Source organism: Candidatus Latescibacterota bacterium, assembly GCA_020633725.1.
Classification (GTDB): Bacteria; Krumholzibacteriota; Krumholzibacteriia; order JACNKJ01; family JACNKJ01; genus VGXI01.
The window spans coordinates 118,777-130,638 of record JACKDC010000001.1; the positions used below are offsets into that span (position 1 = coordinate 118,777).

The 11,862-nt window shown below is 74.6% G+C and carries 9 protein-coding genes; 5 read left to right on the plus strand and 4 right to left on the minus strand.

Annotated features, from left to right (window positions below; genetic code table 11):
* Positions 1-31 precede the first annotated feature (31 nt).
* The 3 genes from H6693_00480 to lnt all read left to right on the plus strand — a co-directional run bounded on the left by H6693_00480 (position 32) and on the right by lnt (position 4,267).
* Positions 32-1,048: a phosphoribosylformylglycinamidine cyclo-ligase gene (locus H6693_00480; protein ID MCB9514653.1), complete on the plus strand. Its 1,017-nt coding sequence runs from the start codon at positions 32-34 to the stop codon at positions 1,046-1,048.
* Between the two features lie 156 nt (positions 1,049-1,204).
* A complete protein-coding gene (locus tag H6693_00485; GenBank protein ID MCB9514654.1) occupies positions 1,205-2,659 on the plus strand; it encodes a sigma 54-interacting transcriptional regulator in 1,455 nt (484 codons plus the stop codon).
* Between the two features lie 51 nt (positions 2,660-2,710).
* Positions 2,711-4,267, plus strand: coding sequence for an apolipoprotein N-acyltransferase (gene lnt, locus H6693_00490; protein ID MCB9514655.1), 1,557 nt, complete (start codon positions 2,711-2,713; stop codon positions 4,265-4,267).
* Here the strand turns inward: lnt and H6693_00495 are convergent.
* The 4 genes from H6693_00495 to H6693_00510 all read right to left on the minus strand — a co-directional run bounded on the left by H6693_00495 (position 4,168) and on the right by H6693_00510 (position 10,547).
* Positions 4,168-5,481: a M23 family metallopeptidase gene (locus tag H6693_00495; GenBank protein MCB9514656.1), complete on the minus strand. Its 1,314-nt coding sequence runs from the start codon at positions 5,479-5,481 to the stop codon at positions 4,168-4,170. The two genes, lnt and H6693_00495, sit on opposite strands and share 100 nt — an antisense overlap.
* 2 nt (positions 5,482-5,483) lie before the next feature.
* Positions 5,484-6,731 (minus strand): hypothetical protein, encoded by a 1,248-nt coding sequence (locus H6693_00500; protein ID MCB9514657.1) that lies wholly within the window; start codon positions 6,729-6,731, stop codon positions 5,484-5,486.
* A 337-nt stretch (positions 6,732-7,068) separates the two neighbouring features.
* On the minus strand, positions 7,069-7,980 hold the full coding sequence (locus H6693_00505; GenBank protein MCB9514658.1) for a 50S ribosomal protein L11 methyltransferase: 912 nt from the start codon (positions 7,978-7,980) through the stop codon (positions 7,069-7,071).
* Positions 7,977-10,547, minus strand: coding sequence for a S49 family peptidase (locus H6693_00510; protein ID MCB9514659.1), 2,571 nt, complete (start codon positions 10,545-10,547; stop codon positions 7,977-7,979). Before H6693_00510 ends, H6693_00505 begins: the two co-directional genes overlap by 4 nt.
* A 178-nt stretch (positions 10,548-10,725) precedes the next feature.
* Here H6693_00510 and H6693_00515 point away from each other — a divergent pair, with 178 nt between their 5' ends.
* A complete protein-coding gene (locus H6693_00515; protein ID MCB9514660.1) occupies positions 10,726-11,355 on the plus strand; it encodes a metalloregulator ArsR/SmtB family transcription factor in 630 nt (209 codons plus the stop codon).
* Complete coding sequence (locus H6693_00520) at positions 11,352-11,849, plus strand: NUDIX domain-containing protein (protein MCB9514661.1); 498 nt, start codon at positions 11,352-11,354, stop codon at positions 11,847-11,849. The genes H6693_00515 and H6693_00520 overlap by 4 nt, the downstream gene beginning before the upstream one ends.
* Positions 11,850-11,862 lie beyond the last annotated feature (13 nt).

Sequence of the window (11,862 nt, forward strand, 5' to 3'; positions counted from 1 at the left end):
AGCATGGGGCCCCGCGAGCAGGAGGGGCCCCATGCGCTATCGCGACAGCGGCGTCGACATCGATCAGGCCAGCCGGGCGCTGAAGCGCGCCGGCGAGTCCGTCCGCTCCACCTGGAACGCGCGCGTGCTCTCGCAGCTGGGCGCCTTCGGCGGGCTCTTCGATCTCTCGGGCTTCGACGCGCCGGTGCTCGTGAGCAGCATCGACGGCGTCGGCACCAAGCTCAAGATCGCCTTCGCCACGGGGCGTCACGACACGGTGGGGGCCTGCCTGGTCAACCACTGCGTGAACGACATCCTGGTGCAGGGCGCCCGCCCGCTCTTCTTCCTCGACTACTTCGGCACGGGCAAGCTCGGCGACGGCGTGCTCGAGGCCGTGGTGGGCGGCATGGCCACGGCCTGCCGCGAGAACGGTCTCGCCCTCATCGGCGGCGAGACGGCCGAGCTGCCCGGCATGTACGCGGCGGGGGAGTACGATCTCGCCGGCTGCATCGTCGGCGTCGTGAGCCGCGAGCGCCTGGTGGACGGCCGGAGCATCGCGCCGGGCGACCTGATCGTCGGCCTGGCCTCCACGGGCCTGCACACCAACGGCTACAGCCTCGCGCGCAAGGTCCTGCTCGAGAAGGCGGGCTTCGCGCTGGACGCCGTGCCGCCTGGCCTGGACCTCCCCCTGGCCGACGCCCTGCTGGCCGTGCACCGCAGCTACCTGCGCCACGTGGAGCGCGCCGAGGCCGCGGGCGTCACGCTCAAGGGCATGGCCCACCTCACCGGCGGCGGCTTTCTCGACAACATCCCGCGCATCCTGCCGGCCGGCTGCCGCGCCCGCATCCGCACCGGCGCGTGGACCGCGCCGCCGCTCTTCCGCCTGATCGCCGAGGCCGGCGGCGTGGAACGCGACGAGATGTACCGCGTCTTCAACATGGGCGTGGGTTACGTCCTCGTGGTCGCGCCCGGGCAGCTCGCCGCGCTCGAGTCCGCGGCGCTGCCGGACTGGCTGGGCGTGATCGGCGAGATCGTCGCCGGCGACGGCCCCGTCGAACTCGCCGACTGAGTCCTTTTCCCGACGCCTTCCCGCCGCCCTGTCCGCGCCACCGTCACGGCGCGGGCGCACGGCCGTCGAATTGCCCGCAACGGCGCGCCCGCCGCGCGGAATGCCCCTTGCAAGGTCCGGGTCCCACCGATCACCACCGGCGACGGGAGCATGCGCATGTGGGCCGACTTCCCCGCAACACAGAGCACCGGGCAGGGCGCGCGTCCGCTCCTGGCCTTTCTGGAGACGCGACTGCCGGGCAGTCGCTGGGACCTCGTGGAGCAGCGGCCGGGCGAGCCGCCCCGCTTCCTGCTCGGGCGCATCGGCGCGCCGCACCCAGGCCTCGCGCGACTGGACGAGGCCGCCGCACCGCCGCTCCTGCTCGAACATCCCCAGGGCGGTCTGGGCGACCCGCAGCTCTGCTTCGACTTCGCCGGCGACGCGCCGCCCCGCCGCCCCGAGCTGGACTGGGTCTGGCCGCTGGGGCCGCGCGCGCAGCGGCCCTGGGTCGTGGGACGTCTCCGCCGCCGGCAAGCCGAGGCGCTGGCCACGCGCCGCGAGTGGCTGGCCGGCCTCTTCGGCGAGCTCGACGGCTCGGACGTGCCGGACGCAACGCTCGACGACGCCGCCACGCGCGAGTTCCAGGGCATCCGCTACCATGCCGAGAGCCCGCTGGCCGGACTGCTCGCGCAGCTCCGCCGCGTGGCGCGCACGGAGACGCCGGTCTTCCTGCAGGGCGAGTCGGGGGTGGGCAAGGAGCTCTTCGCGCGCGCGCTGCACCGCCTGAGCCCCCGGGCCGAGAGCGCCTTCGTCGCCCAGAACGGCGGCGCGCTCACGGATACGCTCATCGAGAGCGAGCTCTTCGGCCACGGCCGCGGCGCCTTCACGGGCGCGCGGGAGGAGCGCGTGGGCCTCTTCGAGGTGGCCAACGGCGGGACCTTCTTCCTCGACGAGGTCGGCGACCTCAGCGCCATGCTGCAGGTCCGCCTGCTGCGCGTGCTGCAGGACCGGCAGATCCGCCGCGTGGGGGAGAACCGGCTGCGCGCCGTGGACTTCCGTCTCGTCACCGCGACGCACCACGACATGGAGGAGCGCGTGCGCGCCGGCCGCTTTCGCCTCGACCTCTGGTTCCGCATCCAGGGCGTCAGCCTGCGCATCCCGGCGCTGCGTGAGCGGCCCATGGACGTCGGCGTCCTCGCCCGCCACTTCCTCGCCGAGCGCGCCGCGCTCTACGACCTGCCCATGCGGGAGATCGCGCCCGAGGCCGTGGACGCCCTGGAGCGCTACGGCTGGCCGGGCAACGTGCGCGAGCTCGAGAACGAGATCGGCCGCGTGCTGGCCTTCTACGGCGAGTCGTCGCGGCTCGAGCGCTGGATGCTTTCCGACGCGCTCTTCCGCAGCCGCGAGGATCCGCTGCCCGCCAGCCTGGCCTCGCTCACGCTCGCGGAGGCGCAGCGCGACCTCGAGCAGCGCATGATCCGCCACGTGCTGGGACGCTACGGCGGCAACCGCAGCCGCAGCGCGCGGGCGCTGGGCCTCAGCCGTCAGGGCCTGCTCAAGAAGCTCAAGCGCCTCGGGATGGAGCGCGTGGCGCGGGGGGCGGCGGCCGGCGCCGGCCGTCCGTCGGATTGAGCCTTGGCGCGGGACGGCGCGCGCCCTACACTGCCGCCCCGGAGGGACGCCATGCGCCTGCGACTCGCGGCGGCGGGGATCGTCGCCGCCCTGCTCTACCGCTATGCCCTGCCGCCCGAGGCGCTGAACGCGCTGGGCTGGCTCGCGCTCCTACCGCTCTTCGCCGCGGTGGAGCGCTGGGCGCCCTGCGGCCGTGTGGCGGGGCGCTGGCTCGGCCTGCCCTTCGGCCTCGTCTTCGGCTTCGCCACCTTCCACTGGCTCACGGCGCTGTCGCCCGCCGCCGACATGACCCAGCCCTGGCTGCTCTGGCCGGGCCTCGTCTTCTTCGTGCTGTATCTGAGCCTCTACCCCTGGCTCTTCTTTCGCGTCTATGCGGGACTGCGCCGCAGAAGTCCGTGGGCGCTGCTCCTCGCTCCGCCGCTGTGGACGTCCCTCGAGTGGCTGCGCGGCAGCGGCGTGCTCGCCTTCAGCTGGGTGCACCTGTCGCAGACCCAGGCCGTGGGCGGTCTGCTCGCGCCGGCGGGCTGGGTGGGCGGACTCGGCCTCGGCTTTCTGATGGTGGGCGCGCAGGCCGGCGCGGCCGCACTCCTCGTCGGTCGCGGAGCGGCGCGGCGCGTGGGCGCGGGCCTTCTCGGCGGCGCCGCCCTCGTGCTGGCGCTCGCCTGCATCCCCAGTCAGCGGGCCGGCGACGCGACGGTCACCGTGGCCGCCCTGCAGGGCAATGTCGCGCTGGCCGACAAGTGGGACCCCCGCTTCCGGATGGAGAACCTGCGCATCTACCACGAGCTCGGCGAGCAGGCCGTGGAGCGCGGCGCGAGTCTGCTGGTTTGGCCCGAGACGGCCTTTCCCGTCAGCCTCTTCTACGATCGGCACGCCGAGCGGGCGCTGCGGAGGACGGCGCTGGAGCTGGGGGCGGATCTCATCACCGGGTATCAGGGGCTCTCGCCGCGGGGCGAGGGCGGCTACGCCTATCGCAACGCCGCCGTCCTGGTGGCGGCGAACGGGGCGCTCGAGGGGGCCTACAGCAAGGTGAAGCTGCTGCCCTTCGGCGAGGAGATTCCGCTGGCCGACCTGCTCGCGCCGGGGCTCGACATCGACCTGGGCCAGAGCAACTTCACGCCGGGGCCCGGCGTGCGCGTGCTGGAGGGCGGCGCGCTGCGCTGCGGCATCTTCATCTGCTACGAGATGGGCTTCGCCGCCAGCGCGCGCCGCGCGGCGGCCGACGGCGCCGAGCTGCTGGTGAACATCAGCAACGACGGCTGGTTCGCCACGCGCCTCGCCCTCGAGCTGCACGCGGCGCTGTCGCCCATGCGTGCGGCCGAGAACGGCCTGCCGGTGCTGCGCTGCGGAAACAACGGCGTGACGGAGATCCTCGACGCCCGCGGCCACCTGCTGGGCCGGCTGGCCACCGACACGCGCGACCTGCTCGTGGCGACGCTCCCGCGCCCCGCGCGCGCCAGCTTCTACGCGCGCCACGGCGGCTGGGCCACGCCGCTGGCCTGGGGGCTCTACTCGCTGGTGTCGCTGCTGTCGTACTGGCGGAAGAAGTCGGGGACGGCCACGGTCTCGGCCACGGGCGGCGCGAGGTTCGACCACAGCGCGTCGTAGCGGGCCACCTGCTCCGCGAAGACCGTCTTGCGCGCCTCCTCGAGCGGCGCCGCCGGGCGCGAGCGGAAGTTGCGCGCGTCGACGTAGCGCCCGTCCACCTTGATCCGGTAGTCGAGATGCGGTCCCGTGGACAGCCCGCTGCTGCCCACGCGGCCGACGACCTGACCCTTCTTCACGCGCTGCCCCACCGCGGTCCCCTTGGCGAAGCTGGACAGGTGCATGTAGGTGGTCTCGATGCGACCGGGATGGCGCAGCGTGACGAAGCGTCCCTCCCCGCCGCCGCGGCCGCGGCGGACGACGGTGCCGTCGGCGGTGGCCATGACCGGCGTGCCCACGGGCGCGGCGTAGTCCACGCCCAGGTGGGGGCGGTGCACGCCCAGCACCGGATGCAGGCGATTGTGGGAGAAGCCCGAGCTGATGCGCGTGTAGTTGAGCGGCGCGCGCATGAACTGCCGCTCCAGGGAGCCGCCGTCGGCGTGGTAGTAGTGGCGGACGCCGTCTTCGTCCGGGAAGAGATAGGCGCCGCGGCGCTCGCCGTCCACGCGCATCCAGGCGGCGAGCACGCGCGTGCGCGCGCCGGCGCGGTCGGGGCGGCTGGCCGTCTCCACCAGGATCTCCATGCGATCGTCGGGGCGCAGGTCGAAGAAGAAGTCCACCTCGCCGGCGAAGAGGTCGGCCACGCGGGTGGCCAGATCGCCGTCCTCGCCCTGGGACGTGAGGGACTCGTAGAAGGACGGCGTGGCGCTGGCGGTGACCACGCGCGGCTCCCAGTCCAGCGCGGCCGTGAAGCGCTCGGCGGCGAAGCCGTCGCCGCGGCGCCAGGCGCAGAGATCGCTCACGTAGTCCAGCGCGTAGTCGAGGCCGAGCAGGCCGCCGCTGCGATCCCAGCGCAGGACGATCTCGCGGCCTTCGCGGAAGCTCCCCAGATCGAAGACCGCGGCCACGGCGCGGCAGAGCGCCGCGCGCTGTTCGGGGGCGATCTCGGCGCGACGCAGCAGGCCGTCGAGGGTGTCCCCACGGCCGAAGCGCAGCGTCTCGCTGCGGCCTGCGGGCGCGAAGCGGTCGGGGTAGAGCGGGGGGGCGTCGACGGCGGCCGCCAGGGCGGTTTCCGCGTCGACGGTCGCGACGGTGGCGTCAGGCGCGGCGCCCTCTCGGCAGGCGCTCAGCGCGAACAGCAGGATGGCCGGCCACAGCGCCGGCCGCAGTCGAAGCACGATCAGCGTTCCTCCAGCAAAAACAGGGTGCGGGGCTCGCCCGCGTCACTCCATTGAACACCCAGCGAGGCCCTCAGGCCAGGCCGCCCGGGCAGCAGCGCACCCAGTCCCAAACCCCAGTCGCCGGCGCCGTCCGCGCCCGCCCGACGATACTCCCGGAAGCGCGCGGCTTCCAGCAGAACATAGGGCCCGAGCCGCACCGTCTCGGGCGGCGCGCCGCGACGCAGGCGGACGGGCAGGCCCAGCAGCGGCAGATCGGCCCTGAAGCGTGCGAACTGGAACTCGCGCGCCGGCAGCTTGCCGCGTTCGGGCAGGTGGAGCCAGCGCCAGGCGTCCATGAAGTAGATCTCGCTGACGGGACTCCGGTGCTGCGCCATGCCGCCGGCGACACGGCCCTGCAGGACCCAGCGGCCGAGCTGGCCCTCGCCGCTCAGGGCGGCCACGCCGTGGGCGTAGCCGCGTTCGTCCGTCGGGGACCGCAACTCGGCCTCGATGGAAAGAGCAAGTTCGGGGCCGGGCAGGGGCTGCTCCAGCGCGAGACGAAAGAGGCCGTGGGCCTCGCTGCCGTCCGGATCGCGGCCGACGGGCGGGGCGCTGTCCATGCGCTCCCAGCCGCCGAGCAGCACGAGGCCCGCTCCGCCGGGCAGGCGGAAACCCGGCCCCGCGAGGCTCCACCAGCGCGTGACCTGGCTCAGGCGGAAGGGGTCGTCGTAGTCGCTCACGCCGAACTCGAGGTGGAGACGGGGCAGTCGCGCGCCGAGGCGCAGGCCGTCCATCCGGAGGCTCGCCTCGGTGAACGAGCCCACGAACACGAGCCCCTCCCAGCTCTCGCCGCGTCCGAGCGGGGCGATGCCGGTGAGGCGGAGGCCGCCGTCGAGATCGCCGTCGTCCAGCGTGAACACCGTGGGCGCGACGCGGAAGACCCGGGCCTCGCGCACCTTCAGCAGGAGGTGCACGCCCTGGGTTCCCGGCCGGCTCTCCACCTGCAGGCTGCGCAGGTAGGGCAGGTCCGTGGCGCGTCGCTCCACGCGCTGCTCCAGGCCCGGCGCGTAGGGGCCGCCCTCGCTCAGCTCGAGATCGGCGAGCAGGCGCTCGCGGTCGACGCGCTGCAGGCCGCGGACGAGGATCGTCGCGACGCGGGTGTTCCGCGCGGCGGCCGCCGCGCCGAGGACGCTGGGCGCCACGGCCGCGAGCAGCAGCAGGGCGAGCAGAGCTGGCGCGAGAGCGCGCGGATGCGGACGGCGCGGCATGGCGACTCCCCGATTCGCTGGGCAGGCGACCGCGACGCGCGGCGCCTCGGGGAACTTAGGGGGAGAGCGGGCGGGGGTCAACGTCCGGCTGGAGGCCGAACGGGGGGCCATAAAAAAGGGAAAGTAGCCCCAAGCGATCGAAGGCTACTTTCCCGGATTACCCCTGCTGCCCCTGTCTAATCAAGACGGATGCCAATCGCCCGCACGGCGTGCAAATCGCGCAATCTGGCCCCTGGTAAGGGTTTTCTGGACCCGACGCGCTCGGGCCACCGCGGCCTGCGACTGCCGAACTGCCTCGCCTGGAGCACAGCGCGTCCTCGAATGCGGACAGCGGGGCTCAGAGGCCGGGCTTGGCCCAGCGCTGGGCCACCCAGCCGTCCCGCTCGCGCTCGGCCTCCAGGCGCCAGCCGCGGGCGGCGGCGGCCTCGGCGATGCGCGGCGCCTGCTCGACGAGAAAGCCCGAGAGCAGGGCGCCGGCGCCCGGGGCCAGCGCGGCATCCAGCCGCGGCAAGAGGCGCAGGATGGGCGCGAGGAAGAGGTTGCAGAGCAGCAGCTCCCACGCGCCGGCCTCGAGCCCCGCCGGCTCGCCCCAGACGAAGTCCAGCGCGCCGGCCAGCCCGTTCAGGTCGGCGTTGAGGTAGCTGTTGACGATGCAGGCGCCGTCCACGTCGTAGCCGCGGCAGGCGCCCGCGCCCCAGAGCCGCGCGGCGATGGAGAGCACGCCGGTGCCGCTGCCCACGTCGAGCGCGCGCGGCGCGGCGTGGCCGCGGGCGGCCATCCACTCGCGCAGCAGTTCGAGGCAGAGCCCGGTGGTGGGATGCTCGCCCGTGCCGAAGGCCTGTCCCGGCTCGATCACGAGCCCCAGCGGCGCTCCGGGGGCGACCGGGGCCGGCGGCCTGGCGTCACGCTCCCAGCTCGGCAGGATCTCCACCCCCGGCGCCACCGTGCGCCGCGAGAAGTGCGCGCGGAAGGCGGCGTCCCAGTCCTCCTCCGCGACGCTGCCCTCCTCCCAGCGCAAGGGCGCGCCCGCCTCGGCGAGGCCCGCGTCGAGGGCCTCGGCCAGCCAGCGCGAGAGCTGCTCGGGACCGGGCAGGGCGTCGGCCGTCTCCGCGTAGATCGAGAGCAGCGCCTCCGCGGCGCCCGGCTCGCGCTCGACGCTGAGGCTCTCCCAGCCCGCGATCAGCAGACGCTCCTCGAGGAAGTCGGCGAGGGCGGGTCCGACGCGCAGTTGACGTCGCTGCCAGATCACCGCAGCGGCGCCCGGCTAACGGCCGCGAGGCCGCTGGCGTCGAGGGAGAGGACGGCCGCGTCGGGGAAGGGGTCCACGCGCAGCGTCCAGGCGGCGAGGCTCTCGCCCTGGGCGGGCAGCAGCCCGGGCCCGGTCGCCCGCTGCCGCTCGCGCCGCAGGAGCCGGCGCCAGAGGCCGGGCCGGGCCGGCGGCGCGGGCATGGGCTGCAGGCGGATCTCCTGGCCCGGCGCGACCCGCGCGAGCCGGCGCAGCGCGGCAAGCGCCGCGTGCTTGCCGCCGATCTCGTCGACGAAGCCGTTCTGCAGCGCGTCGGCGCCGCTCCAGGGACGCCCCCTGCCCATGAGGTCCACCTCGGGCTCGCTGATGTAGCGCCGTTCGGCCGCGACGGCCACGAAGTCCTGGTAGCGCCGCGCCAGCTCGTCCTCGAGCTGTTCGCGCTCGCGGGTCTCCAGGGCGGGCGGACCCGGCGTGAGGCCGAGGGCGGCGCGGCCGTCGGGCGCGAGCCGCGGCGTGAGCGGAAGGCCCAGCCGGTCGGCGAGCGCCGCGCTGTCGAGGCGGCCGCCCCAGAGGCCGATGCCGGCCGTCACGGTGCTGCGGCTGGCGAGGATGCGATCGGCATCGAGGCTGAGCAGGTAGGCGCCGCCGGCGCCGGCGCCGCCCATGCTCACCACCACCGGCTTGACGCGTCGCGTGCGACGCAGCTCGAGCCGCATGCTCTCCGCGGCCAGCGCGCTGCCGCCGCCGCTGTTCACGCGCAGCAGGACGCCGCGGATGCGCGGGTCCCGTCGCGCGGCGGCGAGGCGGCGCGCGAGGGCCTCGCTGCCGGTCTCGGGCCCGAAGAGGCCGAGGCCGTCCTCGCCCTCGACGAGCAGGCCGTCCACGTGGATGACCGCGAACGCCGGATCCAGGCCCCAGCGCCGCCGCGCGTAGTCGCGACGCGCGAACCGGCGCCAGTCCAGTAGCCGCCGCTGGGACTTCGCCGCGTCCAGCCACTCGCCGAGCGAGTCCGGGGGCACGAGCGCGTCCACGAGCGAACGGCTCAGCGCGGCGTCCGGGCTGAGAAGGCCGCGGGAGAGCAGGTCGGGGACGTCCTCCACGGGCAGCCGCCGGCCCTCGGCCACGCCGCGCGCGACGGTGAGCAGGAAGCTCTCGGCGAGCGTGCTGTCGGCGGCGTGGGCGTCGGGGGAGAGGGACACCCCACTCAGGCGCGCTGGCGCGCTGTTCCGCGGGGCGAGGGAGACGAGCGCGGCCGGCAGGGCGGCCGTGTCCGTGGGGCCGCGCCCGGGTGGGGCGCTCGCCAGGCCGTCGAAGCGCAGCAGGCCGTCGGCGTCCAGCAGGATGTCGCTCGCGGCGCTGGCCAGGTAGTAGTCCTCGGCCGAGTACTCGTGGGCGTAGACCACCACGGGGAGGCCGGTGAGGCGGCGGAAGTCCAGCAGCGCGCGGTGCAGGTCCTCGCGCTGGGTCAGTGTCAGCGCGGGCTGCCGGAGGCGCAGCAGCACGCCGGCGAGATCGCGCGCCTCGCGGGCCTGGGCGAGGGCGTCCAGCATGGCTTCCGTGCCGTCCAGCGGGTCCTGCGTCGAGCCGCGCTCGGACGGAGCCCCGGCGAGCGTGAGGTCGAGGAAGTGCCGCCGGGGCAGGAGCGGCCGGGCGAAGTCGCGGTTGCTGAGCTCGAGACCCAGCGAACCGCGCCGCGTGCCCTCGCTCTCGCCGTAGCGGTTGGCGACGGCGAGGCCGGCGCGGCCGGGTCCCAGGGCCACGCTGAAGGCGAGGGCGAAGCGGCTGTCGTCGCTCCAGTCGAAGCGCAGGTGGCTGCGGCCGCCCAGGTCCATGTCGACGCCCACGGTGTTGGTGTACTCCCAGCGGTCCGCGACCTCGCGCTGGGCGACGTCCACGCTGAAGCTGATCCCGTCGCGCCGCGGCCTCAAGCCCAGCCCGAAGACGTAGCTCGGCGCCACGGAGCCGCTGTCCCCGGGCTCGAGGCCGCGCAGGCGGGGCCGGTCGACGTTCCGCGCGGAGAGGCCCACGGAGAACCAGCGCTGCCAGCGCAGCATCGCGCCGAGATCCCAGGTGGACAGGCCGTCGAGGGCGTAGGCGTCGCTGCGCGTCCAGCGGTAGGCCGCGCCCAGGCCGAGCTGCAGCTCGAAGCGGGGGAACTCGAAGCCCTGCGCGAGGCCGAGGCTGTAGCGATTGCTCGGCCTGTCGGTGACCGTGGCGCCGTCGGGGCTGTAGGCGTAGCCGGCGGGCAGGTCGCGATGATCGACGCCGAAGGCCAGCCGGCCGCCGGCCACCGCGCTCCAGTCGCCGGTGAAGCGCGTCTCGAACTGCGGGCCGAGGGCGTCCACGTCGGTGCCGGCGTGCAGGCCCAGGGAGTACAGCAGCCCGAACTCGCCGGGGCGCAGCGCCAGGCCGGCGGGGTTCGCATAGAGACTCAGCAGGCCATCCTGAACCGCCACTCCGCTGGAGGGCAGGATGGCGTCGTTGCCGGCGAGTCCGTGATCGGGGGGCTGTGCGGCGGCCGGCCGCGAGACGAGACTCAGCAGGCCGACCAGCAGGATCGCGCGCCGCATGCGTGGCCTTTCGTGCAGGGGTAGTGCCAGTGCGAACGCTGAATGATGTTCGAGACGCCGCGGGGGCGCAATTCGATTCTTCGCCGCGAGGTCCCGCGGCCAGGCGCGGACGACGCCCTTGCGCGCGGCGGGACGTCTTGATATTATCACGGACATCGAAATGAAAAGGAGGGCGCACATGAGCCCGTCGACACCGCAGACGCCGTCCACCGCGAGTCCCGCCCTCGGCGAGGCGCTGGAGCGCAGCATGGACTTCTTCAAGGCGCTGGCCAACGAGCAGCGCCTGCGCATCCTCGGTCTGCTCGCCAGCCGCCCGGCGGTGGTGGAGGAGATCGCCGGCGCGCTGGAGCTGACCCCCGCCACCGTGAGCCACCATCTCGCGCGGCTGCGGCGGGCGGGGCTCATCGGCGTGAAGAGCGACCAGCAGTACCGCGTCTACTGGCTCGAGGAGAAGCGCCTGCGCGAGGCGAGCCGCGAGCTGCTGCGCCTGGACAACCTCCGCGCCGGGGCGGGGCCCTTTCCCGAGGACGCCTACGCGCGCAAGGTGCTGGACACCTTCCTCTCGCGCGGGCGCATCACGGCGATCCCGGCCCAGCGCAAGAAGCGCGTGGTCATCCTCGACTGGCTGGCCGCCAAGTTCGAGGCGGGGCGCGACTACCCGGAGCCCGAGGTGAACGCGCTCATCGAGCGCTTCCATTCCGACTACTGCTTCTGGCGGCGCGAGCTGGTGATGGGCAAGTGGATGCAGCGCGAGAAGGGCGTCTACCGGCTGCGCAGCGCGCCGGCCTCCGGCAGGGGCGGCGCGTGAGCGGCTGGCGCTTCTGTCCGCGCTGCGGCGCAGCGCTGACGCTGCAGGAGCTGGGCGGGCGCCCGCGGCCCGCCTGCGCCTGCGGCGCCGTGGACTGGGCGAATCCGGTGCCCGCGGCGGCGGTGATGCTGCTGCGCGGCCGCGACCTGCTCTGGGTGCGCCGCGCCCACGAACCGCACGCCGGGCTCTGGTCCCTGCCGAGCGGCTTCCAGGAGTGGGAGGAGGACATCGCCGCCTGCGCCCTGCGCGAGCTCGCCGAGGAGACCGGTCTCGCGGCGGCGCTGGGGCCGCTGGTGGGCGTCTACTCCGCCTACGACGACCCGCGGCACAACGCGCTGCTGGTGGTCTACCGTGCCGACCACGCGGGCGGCGAGCCCGTGGCCGGCGACGACGCCGACGCCGTGGCCTGGCACCCCCTGGACGCGCCGCCGCCGCTGGCCTGGGACGCGCACCGCCGCGCGCTGGCCGATCTGCGCGCGCAGCTCGGCGTTTGACGTCGCCCGCGCA

Bases quoted from the DNA above. Each gene is read 5' to 3' on its own strand.
- H6693_00480 (MCB9514653.1), top strand. From the start codon at position 32: ATGCGCTATCGCGACAGCGGCGTCGACATCGATCAGGCCAGCCGGGCG.
- H6693_00485 (MCB9514654.1), top strand. From the start codon at position 1,205: ATGTGGGCCGACTTCCCCGCAACACAGAGCACCGGGCAGGGCGCGCGT.
- lnt (MCB9514655.1), top strand. From the start codon at position 2,711: ATGCGCCTGCGACTCGCGGCGGCGGGGATCGTCGCCGCCCTGCTCTAC.
- H6693_00500 (MCB9514657.1), bottom strand. From the start codon at position 6,731: ATGCCGCGCCGTCCGCATCCGCGCGCTCTCGCGCCAGCTCTGCTCGCC.
- H6693_00510 (MCB9514659.1), bottom strand. From the start codon at position 10,547: ATGCGGCGCGCGATCCTGCTGGTCGGCCTGCTGAGTCTCGTCTCGCGG.
- H6693_00515 (MCB9514660.1), top strand. From the start codon at position 10,726: ATGAGCCCGTCGACACCGCAGACGCCGTCCACCGCGAGTCCCGCCCTC.